Here is a 24,325-nt window from a genome sequence, read left to right as displayed (position 1 = left end):
CCTCAGTTCGCCTGCACGGCGAGCGCGTTGCGGATCAGCATCGCGTCGCCCCCGCGCGCGATCGCCCAGGCATCGAGCCCGATCCCGAGCACGAGGGTCGGACTGAGCCGTTCGAGGTCGACGTCCGCCACGCCCAGGTCGTGTCCATCGAGTTCGGCGCCCGCGTCGAGCACCGCGACGAGGCGCTCGGCCACGACGTGCATGGTGCCGTCCGTCATCTGGAACGCATGGAGTCGCATGCCGTGCCGGCGTGGATGGAACGCTCACTGGCCGCGGCGGGCGGCCACCGCAACCGCGTCGATGCCTCCGATGGGAATCCCCGGCGACGCTGCGCCGGGGACTCTCGTGCCTCGCAGGAGGCGGTTCCGCTCGAGGGCGGAGGTGCGATGGAGGGCCACCGCGAGGCCACGCTGCGCCGGCCAACGTTAGACGTGCGTGATCGCGCAAAGAAAAACCCCGGGCCACCCGGACCGGGGTTGGAGAGGAATGCCGGCGCCACGCGCGCCACTGCCCGGCCAGCGTCCGCAACGCGCCGTGAGACCGTCGTGACGGATGGCGGTCGACCAAGAAAAACGCCCCGGACCTGCCGGGGCGTGCAAGCGTCGAGACCGCGGCGGACCTGTGCACGGGTCGTCGCCGGGGGCCGCTGTCGGTGCCTGAGCTTTGCTTGTCGACGGCCTTGCGCGAAGAGTGCGGTCCGCGCGGTTAACCGATCATGATCCGGCGATCGCGCCGCGTGGTTGATGCAGCGCAGCGCGTCCTCGCGCGGGGCCGCCGAAGTCAGCCGCCCAGACGTTCGAATCGACGCACGCATGCGGCCGTGCCGGCAGCGGCGTCGGCCGCGGCGTTCGCGATTTCGACGTGGGCGACTACGGCCGGCTTGCCATCCTCGTTATCCGTATCGACCTAGGTTCAGGCACACACGCGATCGAACACGACGAGGACCCGATGCTGGCCACCACCTATCGACGCCCCTACAAAGTCCGCGCCGAGCACGTCGCCGAGCCGGTCATCGAGCATCCGAACGATGCGATCGTCAAAGTCACGCGCACCTGCATCTGCGGTTCGGACCTCCACCTCTACCACGGGCTGGTACCGGACACCCGCGTCGGGACGATCTTCGGCCACGAGTTCTGCGGCATCGTCACGGAGATCGGCTCCAGCGTGCAGAACCTCAAGGTGGGCGACCACGTCATCGTGCCGTTCAACATCGCCTGCGGCAGCTGCTATTTCTGCCAGCGCGAGCTCTTCGCCAACTGCCACAACACCAACCCCGAATCGACCGCAGTCGGCGGCATCTTCGGGTACTCCCACACCACCGGCGGCTACCACGGCGGGCAGGCCGAATACGTGCGCGTTCCGTTCGCCGACATCGGTCCGACCAAGATCCCGGACGGCATGCACATCGAAGACGCGGTACTGCTCACCGACGTCGTGCCCACCGGCTACCAGGCCGCCGAGATGGGCGACATCAAGGAGAACGACACCGTCGTGATCTTCGGTGCCGGTCCGATCGGCATCCTCGCCGCGCGCAGCGCGTGGCTGATGGGCGCCGGGCGCGTGATCGTCGTCGACCACGTCGAGTACCGCCTCGACTTCGTCGCCAAGTGGGGCCCGGCCGAGATCGTCAACTTCAAGGAGGTTGACGACATGGTGGTGCACCTGAAGAAGATGACCGACTGGCTCGGCGCGGACGTCTGCATCGACGCGGTGGGCGCGGAGGCGGACGGCATGCTGTGGCAGTCGATCACCGGCGTGCGCATGAAGCTGCAGGCGGGCGCCGCAACGGCCGCGCAATGGGCGATCAATTCGGTGCGCAAGGGCGGCAACATCTCGATCGTGGGCGTCTACGGTCCGACTGTGAATGCCATCCCGCTGGGCAACATCGTCAACAAGGGCCTGACCGTGCGCGCCAACCAGGCGAGCGTGAAGCGCCACCTGCCCCGCCTGTTCGAACACGTGATGGCCGGCCGCATCAAGCCGCGCGAGATCATCACGCACCGCGTGCCGCTGGAGGACGTCAACGACGCGTACCACATGTTCTCGGCGAAGCAGGACGGCTGCATCAAGACTGTTCTTATTCCGCCGGGCATGAGCGACGTCGGCTTCACGCCGAGCGCGTCCACGCCTGCCACGCCGAACCTGCACTGAGGAGCCACCGCATGACTTTCGACCGTTCGCAGATCAACGGCTGGGGCGCCGACCTTGACCGCAGCAAGCGTCCCGCGGTTCCAATGGAACGCCAGCCGCCGCGGATGGGCAACCCGCATTGGGATGTTCCGGAGGCCCAGCCGCAGACCGTCGAGGTGCTGCACTCGATCGAGCGCCCCGGTAACACGCCGGTGTTCGGCACGGCGTGCCCGCCCAGCGGCCTGTCGGGCAAGATCCGCCGCGCCGCGTTCCGGCACAGCGAGGGCCGCCTCCGCCACTGGATGATGCTGCTGCTCGCCGACCGCGTGAACGTGGTCGAAGGCCTCTTCAGCGACGCACGCGGCTCGAAGAAGGTGCATTCGGTGGCGATCGTCGGCCTGGTCGGGCTGCTCGCCGTGATGTGGCTGCGTCGCGGCAGCTGACCGCCGGCGCGAGTGCTTGGAACGCCGCCCGCGGGCGGCGTTCGCATGTCGGTGACGCGCTCAGGCGTTGTCGTCTTCCCAGTGGAAACGATGCAGCAGGCGGTGCGCGACGGGCGCCACCACCAGGCTTGCCGCCACGATGAACACCAGGCCGGCGTAGAGCGCATAGCCGCCGGCGAAGAGTTTTCCGGCCTCGCTGCGCGGTGCGTCCACCGGGCCCATGCCACCGAGCAGCATCGCCGCATTGAGGAACGCGTCGACCGGTGCAAGGCGTTCGAACGCAATGTAGCCGGACATGCCCAACCCCAGCGACAGGCCGACCAGCAGCACCGCGACCAGTGCATGTGCCGCGAGCCGTTTCAGGAATCGCGCGCGGCTGATGACGGGGTGGCGGCGTCGCTCGTACATGCGGCCATGCTAGCGCCGCCGCCGGCCAGCGCCTACGATCGCCGCGCCCGGAGATGCCCATGCTGCTGCGCGATGCCACGCCCGCCGACGCCCCCGCGCTGCTCGCGCTGAACGAGGCCTCCGTTGCCGTGCTGAGCCCGATGGACGCGCCGCGCCTGGCCGCGCTGCAGCGCAACGCCGCGCTGTGCCGGGTCGTCGAGGACGCGGGACGCGTGCGGGCGTTCGTGCTGGCATTCCGCGAACACGCCGACTACGACAGCCCGAACTATCGCTGGTTCGACCAGCGCTATCCGCGCTTCATCTATGTCGACCGCGTGGTCGTGGAGGCCGCATACCGCGGCCGCGGGCTGGGCCGGCGGCTCTACGCCAACGTATTCGCGCTCGCACGGCGCGAACAAGTGCCGCTCGTCGCCTGCGAGTTCGACGTGGAGCCGCCGAATGCGGCCTCCGAACGCTTCCATGCACGGATGGGTTTCCGCGAAGCGGGCGTCCAGCGACTCGGCGAGTCGGGCAAGCGCGTGAGCCTCCAGGTGGCGCGGGTGGACGAGGCCTAGGGCGTTGGCTTGCCTGCGGCACGGCGGCCGCCGAGGTGCTCGGCGAGGAAGTCCAGCACCCGGCCGTAATAGGCCTCTCGATTGCCCTGCCCGTAGACGCCATGCGTCTCGTTCTTCGGGAAGTAGCCCACGAACGGCTTGCCCGCGCGCTCCAACGCCGCGGTCATCTGCCGCGCGTTCTCGAAGGCCACGCGATCGTCGAGCACGCCATGCGCCAGCATGAGCGCGGGCCTGATCTTCCCCGCGTACGAAATCGGCGACACCGCCAGCAGCGCGTTGGCGTCCTTGCCGACGGCCTCCTCGAGGAACACGCGGCCGTACTTGCTGCGATGGGTGTCGCCCCAGCGCCACAGGATGGTCAGGTCCGTGGGCGCCGCGCTCGCGACCGCGCATCGATAGAGCTCAGGCTCGAGCGCCGCGCCCATCAGCGCCGCATAGCCGCCGTAGCTCGTTCCCCAGATGCAGGTGCGCGCCGGGTCGACGTCGCCCCGCCCGATCGCCCAGCGCGTCGCGTCGGTGAGGTCGTCCTGCATCTTGCGACCCCACTCGCGGTAACCGAGCCGCGTGAAAGCGCGCCCGTAACCCGCCGACCCGCGGAAGTTGACGCGCAGCACCGCGTAGCCGTGCGCGGCGAGGATCTGCGTTTCCTCGTCGTAGGCCCAGTCGTCCTTGATGTCGAACGGGCCACCGTGCGGCAGCACGACCAGCGGCGGCTTCGCGCCCGCGGGCCGCAACGGCAGCGTCAGGTAACCCGTGAGCTCGAGGCCGTCGCGCGCGCGGAACGCCACGGGCGTCGCCGGGCTCAGTTCGTCCGGACCGATCCACGGCCGCGTGCGCGCGATCAGCGCGGAGGTCCGGTTCTTGCGGTCGAGCAGGTAGAAGCTGCCGGGGTCGCGGTCGCTCGCCACGGTCACGATGACGAACTGCCCGTCGCGCGAGCCGCTGCCGAAGCGCACCTCGTCATCGGGAAAGGCGGCCTCGAGCTGGCGCATCAGCACGGCGTCCGGGTGCGCGGCATCCCAGAAGCGCGCGCGAGGGGTTCCGGCGCCGTATGCGGCACCGATCGGCTCGCGACCGTCGGCCGACCAGACGATGTATTCCGGGTCCATGCGCGGGTCGGCCAGCACGGTTTCGCGCTGACCGCCCTGCATGTCGAGCCGCTCGATCACGTCCGGCCCTGCCGGGCGCTCGCTCAGCAGATAGCCCCAGCGGCCGTCCCGCGACCGCCCGATCGGCGCGACCTCGACGCCGCTCACGGCTTCGTCGTTGACCAGCGTCCAGCCATCGCCCTTGCGCATCCAGAGCTTCTGGATATCGCCGTCGTCGGTGACGAAGGAAAAGCGCACGTCGCCGGCGTTGTCCGCGAGGAAGCTCGCGTTGATCGCCGGCGCGTCGGCGATGCGCTGCGCGCTGCCCACGCCGTCGACGCCGACCTTTTCGACGTAGGTCCAGCATCCCTTCGACGACGAGCGTCCGCACTTCTCCACGAGCATGTGGCCGTCGTCGTCGATCAGCGTGTCCAGGATCGACGTCGTCAGCGTGCGCTTCTGCGTGCCGTCGACGTTGATCGCGACCACGTACGGCTCGAGGTAGGCCTGCTCGACGCGATAGCCGCGGCGCGAATTCATGACGAAGACCCGCTCCGGTCCCGCCCATTCGACCCGCGCGATGTCGCCGCGCTCCTCCGGGTCGATGAGCCGTTCGGCCTTGAGCGTCTCGCGGTTGATGATCGCGAGCATCATCCTGCCCTTGATGCGCATCGTCGCGGCGATGTACCGGCCGGTCGGCGAGATCGTGAGCAGTTCGTGCGTCGGCGGCCGGAGGATTTCCTCCAGCGTCGGATCCTTGGCGCGCGCGGTCGGCGCGACGAGGCCGACCGCGGCGGCCAGCAGCAAACCCAGTCCCCTGCAATGCATCGCCGTTCTCCCCTGACGGCTTCGGTCAGCGCAACATCGGCAGGTCCAAGCCCTGCTCGACCGCGCACTGCTGCGCGATCGCGTAGCCCGCATCGGCGTGGCGCATCACCCCGGTGCCGGGATCGTTCCACAGCACGCGCGCGAGGCGACGGTCCGCCGCCTCGCTGCCGTCGCAGACGATGACGACGCCGGAGTGCTGCGAATAGCCCATGCCGACGCCGCCGCCGTGGTGCAGCGAGACCCACGTCGCGCCGCCGGCGACGTTGAGCATCGCATTGAGCAGCGGCCAGTCGGACACGGCATCGGAGCCGTCCTGCATGGCCTCGGTCTCGCGGTTCGGCGAGGCCACCGAACCGCTGTCGAGATGATCGCGACCGATCACGACGGGCGCCTTGAGCTCGCCATTGCGCACCATCTCGTTGAACGCGCGGCCGAGCTTGTCGCGCAGGCCCAGGCCCACCCAGCAGATGCGCGCCGGCAGGCCCTGGAACGCGATGCGCTCGCGCGCCATGTCGAGCCAGCGATGCAGGTGCGGATCGTCGGGGATCAGCTCCTTCACCTTGGCGTCGGTTCTGTAGATGTCCTCGGGATCGCCGCTGAGCGCGACCCAGCGGAACGGGCCGACGCCGCGGCAGAACAGCGGTCGCACGTAGGCCGGCACGAAGCCCGGGAAGTCGAACGCGTTCGCGCAGCCTTCGTCGAAGGCCATCTGGCGGATGTTGTTGCCGTAGTCGAAGGTCGGGATGCCGGCGTGCTTGAACGCGAGCATCGCCTCGACATGCACGCGCATCGACTTCTTGGCCTCGTCGCGCACGCGGTCCGGATCGTTCGCCTGCGCATCGAGCCACTGCTCGACGGTCCAGCCGATCGGCAGGTAGCCGTGCACGGGATCGTGCGCGCTGGTCTGGTCGGTCACGGCATCGGGATGCACGCCGCGGCGCACCATCTCCGGCAGGATTTCCGCGGCATTGCCGAGCAGCGCGATCGACTTCGCCTCGCCGGCCTGCGTGTATTTCGCGATGCGCGCGAGCGCGTCGTCGAGATCGCTCGCCTGCTCGTCGACGTAGCGCGTGCGCAGGCGGAAGTCGATGCGCGACTGCTGGCATTCGATCGTCAGCGAGGATGCGCCGGCAAGCGTCGCCGCGAGCGGCTGCGCGCCGCCCATGCCGCCGAGGCCCGCGGTGAGGATCCACCTGCCGGTCAGGTCGCCGGCGTAGTGCTGGCGACCCATCTCGACGAACGTCTCGTACGTGCCCTGCACGATGCCCTGCGAGCCGATGTAGATCCACGACCCGGCCGTCATCTGGCCGTACATCATCAGGCCCTTGCGATCGAGCTCGTTGAAGTGCTCCCACGTGGCCCAGTGCGGCACGAGGTTGGAGTTGGCCAGCAGCACGCGCGGCGCGTCGGCATGCGTGCGGAAGATGCCGACCGGCTTGCCCGACTGGATGAGCAGCGTCTGGTCGTCTTCGAGGCGGCGCAGCGAGTCGAGGATCGCGTCGAAGCATTCCCAGTCGCGCGCGGCGCGGCCGATGCCGCCGTACACCACCAGCGCCTGCGGGTTTTCGGCCACCTCGGGGTCGAGGTTGTTCTGCAGCATCCGGTACGCGGCTTCGGTGAGCCAGGACCTGCAGCTGAGCTCGCTGCCGCGCGGCGCGCGGACGGTGCGGGTGGGGTCGACGCGCGTGGACATCGGTGCTTCCGGTGCGGTGATCGCCGGATTATCGCATCGCCGGAAACGACGACGCCCGGCGCGGGGCCGGGCGTCGGGACGCGTGCGCGGCGGTCAGTGGATCGACGTGTCGAGCTTGCGCAGTGCGTCCGCCATGTCGATTTCGCCAGTCGAACGCAGATCCTCCTGCGTGTAGACGCGGCCGGCATGGATCGATGGGCAACCCGCGTCCTGCGCCCTGTTCGCGCGCGGCCGGATCCGGGTGCCGGTTTCGCGCAGGCAGTGGCGGTCGACGTCGGCCTCCGCGCGCGCCGGGGCCCTGGCGGCCGGCGTCGCCGGCTCGGGCGATGGCGGCGTCGCGTCCTGTGCGAACGCAGGCGCCGCGGCGGACAGCAGCAGCGCGGTGGCGATGGCGATGCGATGGCGCATGGCGGTGTCTCCCGTGGGCGTGTGTCCACGATACGCCGCATGCGCCGGCGCAGGGGGCCCAGCGCCTGCCGGGTTCAGTCCCGGCTTAGCGCGACGGGCAGGCCGTCGGCCGGGCGGCCCGGAACGCCGCGATCGCTGCCGCATCCGCGTCGCGGCCCGGCGTGCCGCCGTCGAACACGACCTGCCACTGCCCGTCGGCGCCGCGGCGCCAGACCGACTGGAAGCTGCTCAACCGCGACTGCGTGACGCCGTCCTTCGTTTCCTCCGCCAGCGCAGGTCCCGTCGACCAGGCGATGTCGCCCACCGCGGTGGTCCGCACCGGATACCACTCCAGCCGGATGCCGTCGCCGCGGATGATCGGCGTCCAGGCCCGCACGATCGTGTCGCGGCCGCGCTGCGGCCGGGGCGAGCCGGCGGCGAACGCGGCATCCGGCGCGACGTGCGACGCGAACGCGGCCGCGTCATGGTCGGCGACCGACTTCGCGAACGACAGCTCGCGCGCGAACACCGCGCATTCGTCGGCCGAGAACGGCGCCGGGGCCGGGGCGGCTACGGGCGCCACGGCGAGCAGCGGGACGAGCAGGGACGCGAGCGGCATGGCAGGGCTCCTCTGGACGGTTTCGCGATGGTCGTGCTGCCGGGCGCCGGCGACGAGCGGCTAAAGTCATGGTCCCGCCACCGTCCGTCGCCCCGTGATCCGAACGCTCGCCGCCTGCGCCGTCGCCCTGTCCCTCGCCGCCTGCACCACGGTGGCACCCGTCCCGGCGCCGGCCGTCGCCACCATCCTCGTCTCGATCGACGGCCTGCGCGCCGGCGACGTGGCGCGCGGCCGGATGCCGAACCTCGACGCGCTCGCGCGCGACGGCGTTCGCGCCGAAGGCATGCGGCCGTCGTATCCCAGCCTCACCTTCCCGAACCACTACACGCTGGTGACGGGGCTGCGGCCCGACCGCCACGGGCTCGTGCACAACACGGTGGACGACGCCCGCCTCGGCCGCTTCACGATGGACGACGAGGTCGCGGTCGGCGATGCGCGCTGGTGGGACGCGGGCGGCGAACCGATCTGGTCGAGCGCCGAAAAGGCCGGCATCCGCACCGCCACGATGTTCTGGCCCGGCAGCGCGGCGCCGATCGGCGGCGTCCGTCCCTCGGAATGGCGTCCGTTCGACGAGTCGTTCGCCGGCACCGCGCGCGTCGACACCGTGCTGGGCTGGCTCGACCGCCCGGCCGCCACGCGCCCGCGCCTGGTCACGCTGTACTTCGAGGACGTCGACCACGCCGAGCACGACCGCGGCCCGGACTCCGCGGATGCGGAGAAGGCGCGCCAGACCGTCGACGGCTACCTCGGCCGGCTGCGCCAGGGACTCGCCGCCCGCGGACTGGCGGGCCGCGTGAACCTGGTGGTGGTGTCCGACCATGGCATGGCAACGGTGGCGCCGGGTCATGCCGTCGCGGTCGAGGACATGGTGCCGGCCGACGTCGCCACGAACATCACGACGGGCCAGTCGCTCGGCTTCCGTCCGTTGCCCGGCCGCGAAGCCGAGGCCGAGCGGCGCCTGCTCGGACGCCACGACCACTACGAATGCTGGACCCGCGCCACCATGCCGGCGCGCTGGCATTACGGCGCCAATCCGCGCGTGCCGCCGATCGTCTGCCAGATGGACGAGGGCTGGAACGGCGACCGGGCCGCGAAGATCGCGAGGCGCCCCGCCGGCCGCACCACCGGCTCGCACGGCTACGACCCGGCGCTGCCGTCGATGCGCGCCACGTTCGTCGCCAGCGGCCCGTCGTTCCGCCGCGGCGTCGTGCTGCCGGTGATCGACAACGTCGACGTCTACCCGATGCTGGCCCGCATCGTCGGCGTCGCGCCGCAGCCGAACGACGGCGACCCGGCCGCGCTGCTGCCGGCCCTGCGCGACGCGCGCTGACCGTCAGGCCGAAAGCCGCGCGATCGCCTTCGCGTAACGCGCCGCGATCGCGTCGGCCGCGACGTGGCGGCCCTCGCGTACCCACGCCTGCCCCGCGACGTCCACCTCGCGGACCAGCGGGCGGTTGCCCGCGAAGATCCAACGGTCCGCGACATCCTCCGTCGTCGCACCGGCGAGCAACGGATGGGCGGCATCCAGCACGACGCGATCGGCGCGCGCGTCGCGTCCGGTCGAATCGGCGGCGCTGTCGATCGCATGCGCCAGCAGCGTCTCGCCCACGCTGCCGGAGGCACCGATCGCGATGTTGCGACGGTGCGTGACCAGCCGCTGGCCATATTCGAGCCAGCGCAGCTCCTCGACCGGCGAGACCGACACATGCGAGTCCGAGCCGATGCCGAAGCGGCCGCCGGCGTCGAGGTAGTCGCGCAACGGGAACAGGCCATCGCCGAGGTTGGCTTCGGTCGTGGTGCAGATCGCGACCGTCGCCTTCGACGCCGCGATGCCCGCGATCTCGCCCGCATCCAGGTGCGTCGCGTGCACCAGCGTCCAGCGCGCGTCGACCGGCGCATGGTCGAGCAGCCAGCGCACCGGGCGCGCGCCGCGCACGGCGACGCAGTCGTCCACCTCCGCCGTCTGTTCCGCGATGTGGATGTGGATGCACGCGTCCGCCGGCAGCGCGCCGAGCACCTCGCGCATCGCCGCCTCCGGCACCGCGCGCAGGCTGTGCAGCGCGCATCCGATCGTCAGCGACGCGCCGGCATCCGCGCGCAGCGTGTCGAGCAAGCGCAGATAGGCGTCGACCTCGTGGCCGAACCGCCGCTGGCGCACCGCGAGCGGGCGGCCGTCGAAGCCACCGGCCATGTACAGCACCGGCAGAAGCGTGAGGCCGATGCCGGTCTCCCGCGCCGCCTCGATGAGCGCGCGCGACATCGCCGCCGCGTCGTCGTAGGGACGGCCATCAGGAGCGTGGTGCAGGTAGTGGAATTCGCAGACCGACGTGTAGCCGGCTTCCAGCATCTCGACGTAAAGCTGCGCGGCCACGTCGCGCAGCAGCGACGGGTCGAACCGCTCGGCCATCGAGTACATCGTCTCGCGCCACGTCCAGAAGCTGTCGGCGGGATCGGTCTGCCGTTCGGCGAGGCCCGCCATCGCGCGCTGGAATGCATGCGAGTGCAGGTTGGCGATGCCGGGAAGCTCCCAGCCCCGGTCGGTGCGTCGGACGATGGGCTCGGGCATGGCGGTCGCGGGCTCGGGGGTGCGCTAGGCTACCGCGGGCTGCCGGGAGTGCCGCAATGCGCATCGTCGAATTCGTGGGCTTCGTGGTGGTGGCGATCGCGCTGGTGGCGTGGATGATCGGCGAACCCCACACGCTCGCGTCGATCCGGCGGCCCCGCCCGGAGGACGACGCCCGCGACGACGGGATCGACGGAGACGACGCGCCGTGACGCCCCGCTGGGACGGCCTGGTCGTCGGCGCCTCGCTCGCGACGCTGGATGGCGACGGCTACGGCGCCATCGACGACGGGGCGATCGCGTGGAAGAACGGCCTCATCGCCTTCGTCGGACCGCGCGCGGATCTGCCGGGCTCGCCGTCGGCACTCGCCGCGCAGGTGATCGAGGCGACGGGCTGGATCACGCCCGGCCTGGTCGACTGCCACACGCATGCGGTGTTCGCGGGCGACCGCGCCAGCGAATTCGAGATGCGGCTGGAGGGCGCGCGTTACGAGGACATCGCCCGCGCCGGCGGCGGCATCCTGTCGACCGTGCGGGCCGTGCGCGCGGCCGACGAGGACGCGCTGTACGCCCAGTCGCGACCGCGCATCGAGGCACTGCGCCGCGACGGCGTGACCACGCTCGAGATCAAGTCGGGCTATGGGCTCGACTTCGACAACGAGCGCAAGATGCTGCGGGTCGCGCGGCGCTTCGCATCGCCCGCACTGGACGTGCGCACCACCTACCTCGCCGCGCACGCGCTGCCGCCGGAGTTCGCCGGCCGCGCGGATGCCTACATCGACGCGGCGATCGACTGGCTGCCGCGACTGCACGCGGAGGGCCTCGTCGACGCGGTGGATGCCTTCTGCGAGGGCATCGGTTTCTCACCCGCGCAGACCCGTCGGCTGTTCGAACGCGCACGCTCGCTCGGGCTGCCGGTGAAGCTGCATGCCGACCAATTGAGCGACCTCGACGGCGCCTCACTGGCCGCGGAATTCGACGGCCTCTCGGCGGACCATGTCGAACACACGAGCGAGGCGGGCGTGCGCGCCATGGCGGCCGCCGGCACCGTTGCGGTGCTCCTGCCCGGCGCGTTCCACGTGCTGCGCGAAACCCGTCTGCCGCCCATCGACGCGTTCCGCGCGCATGGCGTGCCGATGGCGATCGCGACCGACTGCAATCCCGGCACTTCGCCGCTTCTTTCGCTGCGACAGGCGATGCAACTGGCCTGCACGCATTTCCGCCTCACGCCCGAGCAGGCGCTGCGCGGCGCGACGCAGCATGCCGCGCGTGCGCTCGGGCTGCACGATCGTGGCGTACTGCGCACGGGGCTGCGCGCCGACCTCGCCGTCTGGGACATCCGTCACCCGGCCGAGCTCTGCTACTGGCTCGGCGGCGATCTGCTGAGCCGCGCCGTCGTCGCCGGCCATCCGGCGTACACGCGGCACGTCATCCATCCTTCCGAAACCTGACGCGGAGACACCATGCGCGCCCTGCCCTGCCTGCTGTTGCTGATGCCCATCGCCTGCCTCGCCGCCGCGCCCGAGGTACCTGACGCGCGCGCGCTCGCACGCCAGGCGCTGATCGTCGACACGCACATCGATGCGCCCGGCGAGTTGCTCAAGAGCTGGCGCAACCTCTGCAACGAGACGCCGGACCGCGAATTCGATGCGGCGAAGGCGCGCGCCGGCGGCCTCGACATCGCGTTCATGTCGATCTACACCTCGCCCGAGGACGACCGTGCGGGCATCGCGACGCAGAAGGCGCATCGCGAGATCGATGCGGTCGAGGCCATGGCGGGCCGCTGCCCCGACCGTTTCGCGGTGATCACCTCGCCCGCCGACTACGCGCGCCTGCGCGGCGACGGCGAGCGTGTGCTGCTGGCGCTCGGGATGGAGAACGGCGCGCCCATCGGCGACGACCTGTCGCGGCTGGAAGGCTTCCGCGACCGCGGCGTCCGCTACATGACGCTGGCGCACAGCCACAGCAACCGCATCGCGGACGGCTCGTATTCGCTGGACCGGCCTTGGAAGGGGCTCAGCCCGTTCGGGGAGAAGGTCGTCGCCGAAATGAACGCGCTCGGCATCATGGTCGACGTCTCGCACCTGTCCGACGATGCGGTGGAGGACGTGCTGCGCGTCGCGAAGGCGCCCGTGATCGCGAGCCACTCGGGTCTGCGGCACCTCACGCCGGGCTTTGAGCGCAACCTGTCGGACGCGCTGGCGAAGAAGATCGCCGCGACCGGTGGCGTCGTGCAGATCACCTTCGGCAGCGGCTTCATCGATGCCAAGGCGGCGGCCGACACCACCGCGTATTTCCGCGAGCTCGCGAAGTTCCAGCACGAACAGACGCTGGCTGCGTCGCGCGGCGAGGCGGTGAAGTCGGTCGACGCGTTCGACGCGGTCTGGGATCCGGCGCATCCGAAGCCGGCGACGAAGCTGTCGCAGGTCGCCGACCAGGTCGACTACGCGATCCGACTGCTCGGCGACGACCACGTCGGCATCGGCTCCGATTTCGACGGGGTCTCCGGTGCGTTGCCCGAAGGCCTGAAGAGCGTGGCGGACTACCCGAACCTCGTGCAGGCCTTGCGCGAGCGCGGCCATTCGGACGCGACGATCCGCAAGGTGCTCGGCGGCAACCTGATGCGCGTGTGGGCGGCGGTGGAGGCCGCCGCGACGCGCTGAGCCGACGGCCGGCGTCAACGAAGAGTCGACGGCACGCGTTCGCGTGGCATCGCCCTTGGAGGACGTCGCGATGAAGCGTGCTTCGGTCTGGATCCTGCTGTTGGCCGCGGTTGGCGCCGCCGCGTTCGCGCAGGCGCGTGACGGGCGCGTGCGCGAGCTGCTGCGCGCCCGCATGGCGCAGCGCGCGGACGCGGGTGTGACGCCGGTGGCCGACCCGGATGCGCGCATCGTGCAGGGCGGCGATTACCGGTTCGAGATCGAGCACGCCGGTTTGCGGCGGAGCTACCGCGTCCACGTTCCGCGAAGCTACCGGCCGGGACGCCCGACGCCGTTGCTGGTCGCGCTGCATGGCGGCGGCGGCGACATGGACTGGCAGGCGGACGATGCGAAGTATGGGCTCATCGGCAAGTCCGAGCGTTCGGGCTTCGTCGTGGCGTTTCCCAACGGCTACAGCCGTTTCCCGGGCGGGCGGCTGGCGACGTGGAATGCCGGTCGCTGCTGCGGCCGCGCGCGCGATCTCGGCATCGACGACGTCGGTTTCGTCCGCGAGGTCGTGGCGCATGTGGCGCGCGCGGTGGACGTCGATCGCGACCGCGTCTTCGCGACCGGGATGTCGAACGGCGGGATGATGGCCTACCGCCTCGCCTGCGAGGCATCGGACGTGTTCCGCGCGGTCGCGCCGGTCGCCGGCACCGACAACACGCGGGAATGCCGGCCGTCGCGGCCGGTGTCGATCGCCCATTTCCATGCGCGCGACGACGACCACGTGCGGTTCGACGGCGGCGCCGGGCCGGGCGCGTTCCGCGATGCGTCGGCGGTGACCGATTTCACCTCAGTGCCGGCGACGATCGCGAAATGGTCGGCACTCGACGGCTGCACGGTAGCGCCGCGCCGGGTGCTGCAGGTGCCGGGCGCCTACTGCGAAGTGCGCGCCGGGTGCGCGGGCGGATCGAAAGTGCAGCTCTGCGTCACCGATCGCGGGGGGCACTCGTGGCCCGGCGGGCGCAAAGCGCGCGGTGCGCCGCCGTCGCCGTCGATATCCGCCACCGATGCGATGTGGGCGTTCTTCGAATCGCTGTGACCGCGTTGCTGCGCGCGACGTCACGCACAAAAAAAAAGCCCCGCATTGGCGGGGCTATTTTCTCCGGCGGAAGGATTACTCCTTCGCGGCCTTCTTCACGGCGACCTTCTTGGTCGGCGCCTTGGCGACGGACTTCGTCGCCTTCTTCGCGACCGGCGCGCTCGCGGCGCCCGTGGTCACGGTGGTCGCCTTGGCGCTGCGCGCATTGCCGTAGCTGGAGTTGTAGCGCTTGCCCTTGGCGGTCTTGCGGTCGCCCTTACCCATGATGTCGCTCCTGGAAATGTTGCATGCGGATGCCGCGCGACGCGGCGAATACGAGGCGGGCGCGGTGGACCCACGCGGCTCGCGAAGCGCGAAAGCCTAGCACAGCCGGCCGCTCAGGCCCGAGCGCGGCGGGCGAAGCGAAGGTTGAGGAAGTGCGCCACGGCGACGAGGCTGCCGCCGGCGGCCATCGCGAGGGCGTGCGGCACGGCCGCATGGTGCAGCGGGGGCCAGCGCACCCCGGCCCAGAGCAGCGCCAGGCCCGGGGCGAGCAGCATCAGCGCCAGCCCCGCGCGGTGGCGGCGGAACCCGCGCACCAGGCTGACGGTGCCGACCAGGCTCGCGAACAGCACGAACGCGAGCTCGACGCGATCGCTCAGCGCCAGGGCCAAGCCCACGGACGGCAGCACGACGAAGACCACCGGAAGGATCGCGCAGTGGACTGCGCACAGCAGCGAGCCGGCCATGCCCACCCGGTCGAGCGTCGGTCGTGCAGCGGTACTTCCGGCAGGGGTCGCGTTCATTTGGAATACTATAACGTTTCTTCGTGTTCCCCATGTCGACCCCCATGACCGCCCGTCGCAGCAGCGCCCCGCCCAGCCTCGCCCTCCTCGCCATTGCCCTGGCCACCGCCCTGCCGGCCGCAGCGGCGCCCGCCACGGCCCCGGCCCCGGCCCCGGCCCCGGCCCCGGCCGACGAGAACCCGCAGGATGCGCACCACGACCAGCCGCGCCAGCTGGACCGCGTCGTCGTCACCGCCGCGCCCCGTCGCGCCACGGCCGAGGAACTCGTGCGCCCGGTGGACGTGCTCGGCGGCGAGCGCCTCGACGAAGCCCGCGGTTCGACGCTGGGCGAAACGGTCACCAAGCTGCCCGGCGTGCAGTCGTCGAACTTCGGCCCCGGGGTCGGCCGGCCGATCATCCGCGGCCTCGAGGGCGGCCGCGTCGGCGTGCTGTCCGGCGGCCTGTCATCCCAGGACGTGTCGACGGTGAGCCAGGACCACGCGGTGGCGATCGAGCCGTTCCTCGCCGACCAGATCGAGGTGCTGAAGGGCCCCGCGACGCTGCTGTACGGCTCCGGCGCGATCGGCGGCGTGGTCAACGTCGTCGACGGCCGCATCGCCGAGAAGCCGCTCGATTCGACACTCACCGGTCGCGCCGAACTGCGCCACGACACGGTCAACGACGGCTTCACCGGCATGGCGCGCGTGGACGCGTCCGGCGCCGACGGCACGCTCGTGCTGCACGCCGACGCCGTCTACCGCGACCAGGGCGACTATTCGATTCCGGGCGGCGGCCGCCAGGCCAACAGCTTCATCGACACGAAGTCCGCCGCGCTCGGCGTTTCCCGCGTCGGGGCGCTGGGCTTCGCCGGCGTCGCGGCATCGCGCTTCGAGGACGCCTACGGCAATCCCGGGGAGCCGGGCGACCCCGCCGCCGGCGAGCGCGGCGTGTCGCTGCGCATGAAGCAGGACCGCGTCGAGGCCAAGGCCGGGCTCGATCGCGATTTCGGCATCTTCGACGGCCTGCGCGCGAGCCTCGGCGGCACCGATTACGAGCATGTCGAGTACGAGGGCGAGCAGGTCGGCACGCGCTTTCTCAACAAGGCGAGCGAAGGCCGCATCGAGCTGACGCATCGCGCGCTCGCGGGCTGGACCGGCGCGGTTGGCCTGCAGGGCGTGGAACGCCGCTTCGAGGCGATCGGCGAGGAAGCATTCGTGCCGCGGACCCGCACGCGCGGCTGGGGCGTGTTCGTCACCGAACAGCGTCGCTGGGGGCCGCTGCAGATCGACGTCGGCGCGCGCGTCGACCGCATCGAGACCGCGCCGGCCGGTGGCGGCACGCGGGCGTTCCGGCCGGTGAGCCTGTCGGCGGGCGCGGCGTGGAAGTTCAGCGACGCCTGGCGGCTCAACCTCAACCTCGACCGCGCCGAACGCGCGCCGGGCGAGGAGGAACTGTTCGCCGACGGCCCGCATGTCGCGACGCTGTCCTACGAGGTCGGCGATGCGCAGCTGCGCAAGGAGCGCGCGAACGGCGCCGAGCTCGGCCTGCATTACCACGGCGGCCGCGTGGACGCGAAGCTGTCGGCGTACCAGACGCGGTTCGACGGTTTCATCTACCTCGGCGATACGGGCGAAGTGGCCGATATCGACGGCGAGCCGCTGCCGGTGCGCCAGTGGTCGCAGGCGGATGCGCGCTTCCGCGGCGTCGAGGGCGAAATCGTCGGGCACCTGCTGGACGCCGACGCCGGCCGCCTCGATGCGCGCCTGTTCGGCGACCGCGTGCGCGCCACGCTCGACGACGGCGGCAATCTGCCGCGCATCGCGCCGGCGCGCGTCGGCGCGGAACTGCGCTGGCGCGGCGCCGACCTGCGTGCCTCGCTCGGCGCGACGCACTGGTACCGGCAGGACGACGTGGCAGCGGGCGAATCCGCGACCGCCGGCTACACGCTGGTCGACGCGCACGCGGCGTATCACATCGACCGCGGCGCGACCGCGCTCGAGTTCTTCGCCGACGCGACCAACCTGACCGACCAGGTGGCGCGCGTGCACACGTCGTTCCTCAAGGATCGCGTGGTGCTGCCCGGCCGCGGCGTCGCCTTCGGCGTGCGCGTGTTCTTCTGACGGACGCGCCGCAACGAAAAAGCCCGGCTTTCGCCGGGCTTTTTTTCGACCGCCAGCGCGGCTCACTCCCGCGCCGCGCAGGCCGCGCACAGGCCGTGCACCTCCAGCGTCTGCGCGCGCGGGGTGAAGCCCAGCGCGCGGGCGCGCGTGTCGAGCGCGCCGACGATCTGCTCGTCCTCCAGCTCGACCGCGGCCTGGCAGCGGTCGCAGATGAGGAAGGGCACCGCATGGCGCTCGCTGCCCGGGTGGTGGCAGGCCACGAACGCGTTGATCGAGGCGAGCTTGTGGATGAAGCCGTTCTCGAGCAGGAAGTCGAGTGCGCGATAGACCGTCGGCGGCGCCGCGCCCTCGTGCGTCGCCTTCATGAGGTCGAGCAGTTCGTAGGCCTTCAGCGGCCGTCCCGCATCGGCGATCAGGCGCAGCGCGCTCGCCCGCAGCGGCGTCAGGCGCAGGCCGCGCGCCTCGCAGGCGCGTTCGACCTCGGCCACGAACGCATCGCCCGAATGGACGTGGTGATGCGGATCGGTGCAGTGGTCGGAATGCGCCATGGCGACCTCAGGCTGCGTCGGGAAGCTTCGCGATCGCCGCGTCGATGCGCAGCAGCGCCTCGTCGCGACCGGCGAGGTAGACGGTCTGCGCGATGTCCGGGCTGACCTGCGTGCCGGTGATCGCCACGCGCAGCGGCTGCGCGACCTTGCCCATGCCGACGCCGCAGGCCGTGGCGACGTCGTGCAGCACCATCGACACCGAATCGGGCGACCACGTCATCAGCTCGGCAAGGCGCGCGCGCGCTTCGCGAAGCGGCGCACGCGCGGCGTCGGTGAGGTGCTTGGCGACGGCCGCGTCGTCGTACTGGTGCAGCGGGCGGAACCACACCGCCGCGCGCTCGGCCATGTCCGCCAGCGTCTGCACGCGATCGCGCAGCGCGACCACGAGGTCGGCCGGTTTCGGGCCCTGCGCGAGGTCGTAACCGTGACGCTCCAGATGCCAGACCAGATGCTTGGCCACGGCCTCCGGATCGTCGCTCTTGAGGTACTGCTGGTTGAGCCAACCGAGCTTGGCCGGATCGAGGCGCGAGGCCTTGGCGTTGACGTCCTTGAGGTCGAACAGCCGCGTCATCTCCTCGATCGAGAAGATCTCCTGGTCGCCATGCGACCAGCCCAGGCGCACGAGGTAGTTCAGCAGCGCGTGGGGCAGGTAGCCCATCTCGCGGTACTGCATCACGTCCGCGGCGCCGGTGCGCTTGGACAGCTTCGCGCCGTGCTCGTCGAGGATCATCGGCAGGTGCGCGAAGTGCGGCACCGGAGCATTCAACGCCTGGTAGATGTTGATCTGCCGGGGGGTGTTGTTGACGTGGTCGTCGCCGCGCACCACGTCGGTGATCCGCATGTCGATGTCGTCGACGACCACCGCGAAGTTGTAGGTCGGGTAGCCGTCGGAGCGGAAGATGACGAGGTCGTCGAGCTCGCTGTTGGCGATCTCGATGCGGCCCTTGACCTTGTCCTCCCACGCGACCACGCCGTCCTGCGGATTCCTGAAACGGATCACGCGATTGGGGTCGTCGCGAAACCCCGCGTCGGCGTCGCGGTAGGCGCCGTTGTAGCGCGGCTTCTCGCCCGCGGCCATCGCGGCTTCGCGCATGGCCTCGAGTTCGTCCTTGGTCTCGTAGGCGTAGTAGGCCTTGCCCGCGGCGACCATCTGTTCGGCGACCTGCCGGTAGCGGTCGAGCCGGTGCGTCTGGTAGACCGGGCCCTCGTCGTAGTCGAGGCCGAGCCAGTCCATCGCCTCGAGGATCGCGTCGATCGCCGCCTGCGTGCTGCGCTCCTGGTCGGTGTCCTCGATGCGCAGGATGAACTCGCCGCCGTTGCGGCGCGCTTCGAGCCAGCAGTACAGCGCCGTGCGGGCACCGCCGATGTGGAGGTAGCCGGTGGGGCTGGGCGCGAAGCGGGTACGGCTGGTCATGCGGTGCTCGACGGCGGAGGGATCGGCGATTTTACCGCCTGCCGCCCGTCCGGCCGCTCAGGCGCGCGGCCCGGCCTCCACCATCAGCCAGTAGCCGTCGTGGTCGGCGTCCTGCCGGGGCAGTTGCTCGAGCCGCGTCGGCACCGGCCACTCGCCGCCGTCGACGCAGGCGCGCATGGCGTCGCGGATCGCGTCGGCGAGTGCGTCCAGCCGGGTCGCATCGACCGAACAGCCGGGGAAATCCGGCAGCGTCGCATGGTAGCGGCGGTCGGCGTCGCGTCGAACGAAAGCGAAGTAGCCCATCAGCCCGGTGCCCCGCGGCCCGTCACCACGCCGTCGGCGCGTGCGCATCCCCTGCCCTGCATGCCGTCCGTCCCCCCGGTCGCGATCGGTCGCGGGGACTATACGCCGGCACCGCGGCGCATCGCCCGCCGCCTCGCCGAGACGTGCGGCGCGTCGCAGTCGAACTGGCGGCGGCCGTGCCCCGACCGCCGCCTACAATGCGCCGCATGACCACGCTCTTCATTTCCGACCTGCACCTCGATGCCGAGCGGCCGCAGGTCACCGAGCTGTTCCTGCGGTTCCTGCGCGACGAAGCCGCCGGCGCGCGCGCGCTCTACATCCTCGGCGACCTGTTCGAGGCCTGGGTGGGCGACGACGATCCGTCCGACGTCGGCGACGCGGTCGCGCGCGCCATCCGCGCCGTCGTCGGCGGCGGCACGCCGGTCCGCTTCATCCGTGGCAATCGCGATTTCCTGCTCGGTCGGGCCTACGCCGCGCGCGCGGGCATGGACGTGCTCAACGATCCGTCGGTCGTGTTGCTGGACGGTCGACCGGCGCTGCTGCTGCACGGCGACCTGCTGTGCACGGCCGATACCGGCTACATGGCGTTCCGCGCGCAGACCCGCGATCCCCGCTGGCAGGCGCAGTTCCTGTCGCAGCCGCTGGCCGCGCGCCTCGCGTTCGCCGCGCATGCGCGCGAGCAGTCGCGCGAGGCGCAGGCGGCACTGAAGCAGGCGGGGACGATGGAGACCATCACCGACGTCTCGCCCGAAGCGGTCGACGCCTGGTTCTCGCAGTACGGTGTCGACCTGATGATCCACGGGCACACGCACCGGCCGGCGGTCCATCGGCGCGCGGTCGGCGGTCGCGATTGCCGCCGCGTCGTGCTGGGCGACTGGTACGAGCAGGGTTCCGTGCTGCGCGCGTCGAACGGCGAGCTCAGGCTCGACGCGCTCGCCTGACACGGCGTCGTCACCTCAGTTCGCCAGCGCGTCCAGCGAGGCGAGTTCCTCGGCGTCGAACCCGGCCTCGAGGCGCGCTTCGCGGTTGAACGGCCCGTACAGCACCGCTCGGGCGTACTCTGCCAGGAGCGCCTTGAACGTGGCCTGCGGCTCCAGCCCGCGCTGCGCGCAATGCCAGCGGAACCAGCGGCTGCCCGCCGCGACGTGGCCCACCTCCTCGCGCAGGATCACGTCGAGGATGTCGGCGGTCGCGCCATCGCCCCTCTGGCGGAGTTTCACGATCATTCCCGGCGTGACGTCGAGGCCGCGCGCTTCCAGCACGCGCGGCACCAGCGCCATGCGCGCCAGGCCGTCGTGCCCGGTCTTCTGTGCCATCTCCCACAGACCGTTGTGCGCGTCGAAGTCGCCGTAGTCGTGGCCGAGCGACTGCAGGCGGCCGCGCAGCATGGTGAAGTGGCGCGCCTCGTCGTTCGCCACCGACGCCCAGTCGGCGTAGAACCCCGCCGGCATGCCGCGGAAGCGGTAGACCGCGTCCCAGGCGAGGTCGATCGCATTGAACTCGATGTGCGCGATCGCATGGACGAAAGCGGCGAGTCCCTCGGGCGTACCGAAGCCGCGACGCGGAAGGTCGCGCGCGTGCACGAGGCGGGGGCACGCGGGGCGGCCGGGCATCGCGATCGGTTCGGGAGGCGCGGTGTCACCTGGCGCGAGCTCGCCGCGCGAGAAGCGCTCGAACGCGTCGAACGTCAGCGCGACCTTGTCCTCGGGCGTCGCCGCACGCAGGCATTCCTGCGCGGCGGCGTGCAGGCAAGCGGCCATCAGGCGGGGCCGTCGTCGTCCTCGAGCGGACCGGCGGCGCGCGAGCATTCCCAGCCGTCCGGATAGCCGCCGAACGATTCGGCGAGCACCGTCAGCTCGCGCTCGAGCCGCGTGATGTCGGCATGCTTCGGCGCCATGTGGCGGCCGGCGACGACCTGCCAGATTCCCTCGTCGTCCACGCCCGGAATCGACACGATGAGGTCGGGCAGCTGGTTCGCCGCGTCCGCGAAGGCGCGCGCCGCCGCTTCCTCGCCGAACACCAGCAGGAAGTCGATCTCGCGCGGAAGGGTGAGGTCGTCGCCGTCCTCGAGCATGGCGCGCAGCACGTCGCCGTTCTCGTCGTCGGGCAGCATCGCGAACTGCAGCGACTTCATCAGGCCACCCGCCGCGCCTGCTTGGCGCTGTCCGAGCGCGCCTGCCGGATGCGCTCGAAGTAACCGGGTTCGACGCCCGTGACGTACTCGCCGCTGAAGCAGGACGAGTCGAACGCGTCGATGCGGTGCTTCGGCCCCGAGACGGCTTCTTCCAGATCCGCCAGATCCTGGTAGATCAGCCAGTCGCAACCGAGCAGCTGCTGGATCTCCTCGTCGGTACGGCCGTGCGCGACGAGCTCATCCACCGACGGCATGTCGATGCCGTAGATGTTCGGGAACCGCACCGGCGGCGCGGCCGATGCGAGGTAGACCTTGTTGGCGCCGGCGTCGCGCGCCATCTGCACGATCTGCTTGGACGTCGTGCCGCGCACGATCGAGTCGTCGACCAGCAGCACGTTGCGCTTGCGGAATTCGAGCGGGATCGCGTTGAGCTTGCGGCGCACGGACTTCGCGCGCTCGCCCTGCCCCGGCATGATGAAGGTGCGCCCGACGTAGCGGTTCTTGATGAAGCCCTCTCGGTACTTCACGCCGAGCACGTTGGCGATTTCCAGCGCGGCGTCGCGCGAGGTGTCGGGAATCGGGATGACGACGTCGATGTCGTGGTCCGGGCGCAGGCGCAGGATCTTCTCGCCGAGCTTCTGGCCCATGCGCATGCGCGCCTTGTGCACCGAGACGTCGTCCATCATCGAGTCGGGGCGCGCGAAGTAGACGTATTCGAAGATGCAGGGCGTCGCGGCGCGCTCCTCGGCGCAGGCGCGCGCATGCAGCGTGCCGTCGGCGGTGACCACGATGCCCTCGCCCGGCCGCACGTCGCGCAGGCGCTCGTAGCCGAGCAGGTCGAGCGCGACCGATTCCGACGCCACGGCGTACTCGTCGCGTCCGTCGCGCACGCGCTTGCCCAGCACCAGCGGACGGATGCCGTGCACGTCGCGGAAGGCCACCATGCCGAAGCCGAGCACCACGGCCGTGACCGCATAGCCGCCGACGCAGCGGCGGTGCACGCCCTCGATCGCCTTGAAGATCGACTCGGGCGAGAGCTCGCCCTGCACGTCGAGCTCATGCGCGAAGACGTTGAGCAGCACTTCCGAGTCGGACTCGGTGTTGACGTTGCGCTTGTCCTGCTCGAACACCTCGCGGCGCAACGCGTCGGTATTGATCAGGTTGCCGTTGTGCGCCAGCGCGATGCCGTAGGGCGAGTTGACGTAGAACGGCTGCGCTTCGTCGCAGCCCTCGCTGCCGGCGGTGGGATAGCGGCAGTGGCCGATGCCGAAGTTGCCGTGCAGCAACTGCATCGACGCCTCGTCGAACACGTCGCTGACCAGGCCATTGCCCTTGTGCACGCGGATCTTCGAGCCGCTTGCGGTGGCGATGCCCGCGGCGTCCTGCCCGCGGTGCTGGAGCACGGTCAGCCCGTCATAGAGCTGGCCCGCGACGTCGCTCTGGCCGACGATTCCGATGATGCCGCACATGTATTCGTGTCCTGCTGGGGATCAGGCCGGGAGCCCCGGAAATGGGGGCAGCTCCGGAAGGTTTCGAGCGGGCATGGCGCCATCGAGGTCGAGCCGTTCACGTGCCCAGGTCGGCAGCCACGTGGACATCCAACCGGCGCCCGGCTTGAACAGCGGCACCAGGGCGGATGCCTGCCACTGGCGCTGGCGCGGCATCGGCGTGAAGCCGAGCAGCAGTACCAGCGCGCAGGCCATGACCAGGCCGCGAACGCCGCCGAGCGCGAGCCCGAGCGCGCGATCGACGCCGCCGAGCCCCGCCGCGACCAGCGCGCGGCGCGCGACGAAGGCCAGCAGCGCGACCAGCATCGCCGCGCCGAGGAAGCAGGCGCCGTAGCCGACCAGCGTCTGCACGGGCGACGGGTCGCCGCGGTCGGCGAGCAGGCGCGCAGCGCCGCCGCCGAGGGTCAGCGCGGCCGTCCCGCCGAGCAGCCAGGCCAGGACGGAGGCCGCGACGCCGACGAAGCCGCGCAACAGACCCATCAGTGCCGAAAGCACGAGGATCGCCAGCAGCAGCCAGTCGAGCGGGCTCATCGTCAGGGATGAGGCCGGACGATGCCGCTGACGCCGAGTTTCGAGGCGACCTGCGCGCGCAGCGCGTCGGCCGCGGCGCGGTCCGGCGCGGGGCCCACGCGGACGCGGTTGAGCGTGCCGCTGTCGGTGCGCACCTGCTCGACGAAGGCGGAGAAACCGGCCGCCCGCGCGCGATCGCGCAGGCGGGTGGCCTCGTCCGGATTCGCGAACGCGCCGAGCTGCACCGCATAGCCGACATTGGCGGCCGCGGGTGCCGGGGCGGCGGGCGGTGTTGAAGGCGCGGGCGGCGCGGTGGGCTTGGCTGCCGCAGCGTCGGCCGGATCCCGAGCGGTCGCGACGGTACCCGCGGTCGTGACGGCGGCGGCGTTGCGCGGCGCGGTCGATACCTGCGTCGTGGCCGGCAGCGGCGCCGACGCCACGGCGGGCGCGGGCGCGATCGGCATGGTCGCGGCCGGCGCGGCGGCGCCCGCGTCCAGCACCACCACGCGCGTATTGACGTCGCTGCGCACGCGGCCGGCAGCGAGGCGCGCGGCTTCCGCCGCGGCGG

General features: G+C 71.2%; 27 protein-coding genes. 10 read left to right on the top strand and 17 right to left on the bottom strand.

Annotation, left to right across the window (positions count from 1 at the left end):
• Positions 1 to 2 precede the first annotated feature (2 nt).
• The gene (locus tag E4F61_RS09045) at positions 3 to 239 is read right to left on the bottom strand and encodes a hypothetical protein (protein WP_133479342.1); all 237 of its coding nucleotides are present in this window, start codon (positions 237 to 239) and stop codon (positions 3 to 5) included.
• A 709-nt stretch (positions 240 to 948) separates the two neighbouring features.
• Between E4F61_RS09045 and E4F61_RS09040 the strand changes: the two genes are divergently transcribed.
• Both E4F61_RS09040 and E4F61_RS09035 read left to right on the top strand, forming a co-directional pair.
• Positions 949 to 2,151 (top strand): zinc-dependent alcohol dehydrogenase, encoded by a 1,203-nt coding sequence (locus tag E4F61_RS09040; protein WP_133479341.1) that lies wholly within the window; start codon positions 949 to 951, stop codon positions 2,149 to 2,151.
• An 11-nt stretch (positions 2,152 to 2,162) separates the two neighbouring features.
• A complete protein-coding gene (locus tag E4F61_RS09035; protein WP_133479340.1) occupies positions 2,163 to 2,573 on the top strand; it encodes a hypothetical protein in 411 nt (136 codons plus the stop codon).
• A gap of 60 nt (positions 2,574 to 2,633) precedes the next feature.
• Here the strand turns inward: E4F61_RS09035 and E4F61_RS09030 are convergent, their stop codons facing one another.
• Positions 2,634 to 2,981, bottom strand: coding sequence for a hypothetical protein (locus E4F61_RS09030; RefSeq protein ID WP_133479339.1), 348 nt, complete (start codon positions 2,979 to 2,981; stop codon positions 2,634 to 2,636).
• A 59-nt stretch (positions 2,982 to 3,040) separates the two neighbouring features.
• Here E4F61_RS09030 and E4F61_RS09025 point away from each other — a divergent pair, with 59 nt between their 5' ends.
• On the top strand, positions 3,041 to 3,535 hold the full coding sequence (locus E4F61_RS09025) for a GNAT family N-acetyltransferase (RefSeq protein ID WP_238382867.1): 495 nt from the start codon (positions 3,041 to 3,043) through the stop codon (positions 3,533 to 3,535).
• Here E4F61_RS09025 and E4F61_RS09020 read toward each other — a convergent pair.
• From E4F61_RS09020 to E4F61_RS09005, 4 genes are all read right to left on the bottom strand, one after another.
• Complete coding sequence (locus tag E4F61_RS09020) at positions 3,532 to 5,451, bottom strand: alpha/beta hydrolase family protein (RefSeq protein WP_162301461.1); 1,920 nt, start codon at positions 5,449 to 5,451, stop codon at positions 3,532 to 3,534. The two genes, E4F61_RS09025 and E4F61_RS09020, sit on opposite strands and share 4 nt — an antisense overlap.
• Before the next feature lie 25 nt (positions 5,452 to 5,476).
• Complete coding sequence (gene hutU / locus E4F61_RS09015) at positions 5,477 to 7,144, bottom strand: urocanate hydratase (protein WP_133479337.1); 1,668 nt, start codon at positions 7,142 to 7,144, stop codon at positions 5,477 to 5,479.
• 93 nt (positions 7,145 to 7,237) lie between these two features.
• Positions 7,238 to 7,552: a hypothetical protein gene (locus E4F61_RS09010; protein ID WP_133479336.1), complete on the bottom strand. Its 315-nt coding sequence runs from the start codon at positions 7,550 to 7,552 to the stop codon at positions 7,238 to 7,240.
• Positions 7,553 to 7,637: 85 nt separating this feature from the next.
• Positions 7,638 to 8,150 (bottom strand): YybH family protein, encoded by a 513-nt coding sequence (locus tag E4F61_RS09005; protein WP_133479335.1) that lies wholly within the window; start codon positions 8,148 to 8,150, stop codon positions 7,638 to 7,640.
• A 94-nt stretch (positions 8,151 to 8,244) separates the two neighbouring features.
• On the opposite strand from E4F61_RS09005, the gene E4F61_RS09000 reads away from it, so the two are divergent.
• Positions 8,245 to 9,480, top strand: a complete 1,236-nt coding sequence (locus tag E4F61_RS09000) for an alkaline phosphatase family protein (protein ID WP_133479334.1) — start codon at positions 8,245 to 8,247, stop codon at positions 9,478 to 9,480.
• A gap of 3 nt (positions 9,481 to 9,483) precedes the next feature.
• Here E4F61_RS09000 and E4F61_RS08995 read toward each other — a convergent pair whose 3' ends face one another.
• The gene (locus tag E4F61_RS08995) at positions 9,484 to 10,716 is read right to left on the bottom strand and encodes a formimidoylglutamate deiminase (protein WP_133479333.1); all 1,233 of its coding nucleotides are present in this window, start codon (positions 10,714 to 10,716) and stop codon (positions 9,484 to 9,486) included.
• 56 nt (positions 10,717 to 10,772) lie between these two features.
• On the opposite strand from E4F61_RS08995, the gene E4F61_RS14700 reads away from it, so the two are divergent.
• The 4 genes from E4F61_RS14700 (at position 10,773) to E4F61_RS08980 (ending at position 14,456) form a co-directional block, all read left to right on the top strand.
• A complete protein-coding gene (locus E4F61_RS14700; RefSeq protein WP_162301460.1) occupies positions 10,773 to 10,925 on the top strand; it encodes a hypothetical protein in 153 nt (50 codons plus the stop codon).
• The gene (hutI, locus tag E4F61_RS08990; protein WP_133479332.1) at positions 10,922 to 12,163 is read left to right on the top strand and encodes an imidazolonepropionase; all 1,242 of its coding nucleotides are present in this window, start codon (positions 10,922 to 10,924) and stop codon (positions 12,161 to 12,163) included. The genes E4F61_RS14700 and hutI overlap by 4 nt, the downstream gene beginning before the upstream one ends.
• A gap of 12 nt (positions 12,164 to 12,175) precedes the next feature.
• On the top strand, positions 12,176 to 13,375 hold the full coding sequence (locus tag E4F61_RS08985; protein WP_133479331.1) for a dipeptidase: 1,200 nt from the start codon (positions 12,176 to 12,178) through the stop codon (positions 13,373 to 13,375).
• Positions 13,376 to 13,445: 70 nt separating this feature from the next.
• Positions 13,446 to 14,456: an extracellular catalytic domain type 1 short-chain-length polyhydroxyalkanoate depolymerase gene (locus E4F61_RS08980; RefSeq protein WP_133479330.1), complete on the top strand. Its 1,011-nt coding sequence runs from the start codon at positions 13,446 to 13,448 to the stop codon at positions 14,454 to 14,456.
• A gap of 75 nt (positions 14,457 to 14,531) precedes the next feature.
• On the opposite strand, the gene E4F61_RS08975 is transcribed toward E4F61_RS08980, so the two are convergent.
• Positions 14,532 to 14,720, bottom strand: a complete 189-nt coding sequence (locus E4F61_RS08975) for a 30S ribosomal protein THX (RefSeq protein WP_133479329.1) — start codon at positions 14,718 to 14,720, stop codon at positions 14,532 to 14,534.
• 113 nt (positions 14,721 to 14,833) lie between these two features.
• Positions 14,834 to 15,241: a MerC domain-containing protein gene (locus E4F61_RS08970; RefSeq protein ID WP_133479328.1), complete on the bottom strand. Its 408-nt coding sequence runs from the start codon at positions 15,239 to 15,241 to the stop codon at positions 14,834 to 14,836.
• Positions 15,242 to 15,285: 44 nt separating this feature from the next.
• On the opposite strand from E4F61_RS08970, the gene E4F61_RS08965 reads away from it, so the two are divergent.
• Positions 15,286 to 17,340, top strand: coding sequence for a TonB-dependent receptor (locus E4F61_RS08965; protein WP_238382866.1), 2,055 nt, complete (start codon positions 15,286 to 15,288; stop codon positions 17,338 to 17,340).
• A 62-nt stretch (positions 17,341 to 17,402) separates the two neighbouring features.
• Here the strand turns inward: E4F61_RS08965 and E4F61_RS08960 are convergent, their stop codons facing one another.
• Genes E4F61_RS08960 through E4F61_RS08950 form a run of 3 tightly spaced genes read right to left on the bottom strand, consistent with a single transcriptional unit; the run spans position 17,403 to position 19,605 of the window.
• The gene (locus E4F61_RS08960) at positions 17,403 to 17,888 is read right to left on the bottom strand and encodes a transcriptional repressor (protein WP_133479326.1); all 486 of its coding nucleotides are present in this window, start codon (positions 17,886 to 17,888) and stop codon (positions 17,403 to 17,405) included.
• 7 nt (positions 17,889 to 17,895) lie between these two features.
• Positions 17,896 to 19,302, bottom strand: coding sequence for a glutamate--tRNA ligase (gene gltX / locus E4F61_RS08955; protein WP_133479325.1), 1,407 nt, complete (start codon positions 19,300 to 19,302; stop codon positions 17,896 to 17,898).
• A gap of 57 nt (positions 19,303 to 19,359) precedes the next feature.
• Positions 19,360 to 19,605 (bottom strand): type II toxin-antitoxin system HicB family antitoxin, encoded by a 246-nt coding sequence (locus E4F61_RS08950; RefSeq protein WP_162301459.1) that lies wholly within the window; start codon positions 19,603 to 19,605, stop codon positions 19,360 to 19,362.
• A 206-nt stretch (positions 19,606 to 19,811) separates the two neighbouring features.
• On the opposite strand from E4F61_RS08950, the gene lpxH reads away from it, so the two are divergent.
• Entirely contained in the window at positions 19,812 to 20,546 is a 735-nt protein-coding gene (gene lpxH / locus E4F61_RS08945; protein ID WP_133479323.1) for a UDP-2,3-diacylglucosamine diphosphatase, read from the top strand.
• Between the two features lie 15 nt (positions 20,547 to 20,561).
• On the opposite strand, the gene E4F61_RS08940 is transcribed toward lpxH, so the two are convergent.
• The 5 genes from E4F61_RS08940 to E4F61_RS08920 all read right to left on the bottom strand — a co-directional run.
• Positions 20,562 to 21,413, bottom strand: a complete 852-nt coding sequence (locus E4F61_RS08940) for a ferritin-like domain-containing protein (RefSeq protein ID WP_425480137.1) — start codon at positions 21,411 to 21,413, stop codon at positions 20,562 to 20,564.
• Positions 21,365 to 21,739 (bottom strand): ribonuclease E inhibitor RraB, encoded by a 375-nt coding sequence (locus E4F61_RS08935; RefSeq protein WP_202908974.1) that lies wholly within the window; start codon positions 21,737 to 21,739, stop codon positions 21,365 to 21,367. Before E4F61_RS08935 ends, E4F61_RS08940 begins: the two co-directional genes overlap by 49 nt.
• Entirely contained in the window at positions 21,739 to 23,208 is a 1,470-nt protein-coding gene (purF, locus tag E4F61_RS08930; RefSeq protein WP_133479321.1) for an amidophosphoribosyltransferase, read from the bottom strand. The genes E4F61_RS08935 and purF overlap by 1 nt, the downstream gene beginning before the upstream one ends.
• A gap of 21 nt (positions 23,209 to 23,229) precedes the next feature.
• On the bottom strand, positions 23,230 to 23,778 hold the full coding sequence (locus E4F61_RS08925; RefSeq protein ID WP_133479320.1) for a CvpA family protein: 549 nt from the start codon (positions 23,776 to 23,778) through the stop codon (positions 23,230 to 23,232).
• Between the two features lie 2 nt (positions 23,779 to 23,780).
• The coding region (locus E4F61_RS08920; protein WP_202908973.1) for an SPOR domain-containing protein at positions 23,781 to 24,325 on the bottom strand (545 nt) is incomplete at its 5' end.

It is taken from the genome of Cognatilysobacter segetis, from assembly GCF_004359965.1.
Taxonomy (GTDB): Bacteria; Pseudomonadota; Gammaproteobacteria; order Xanthomonadales; family Xanthomonadaceae; genus Cognatilysobacter; species Cognatilysobacter segetis.
This window is presented reverse-complemented; position numbering and strand designations above follow the sequence as displayed.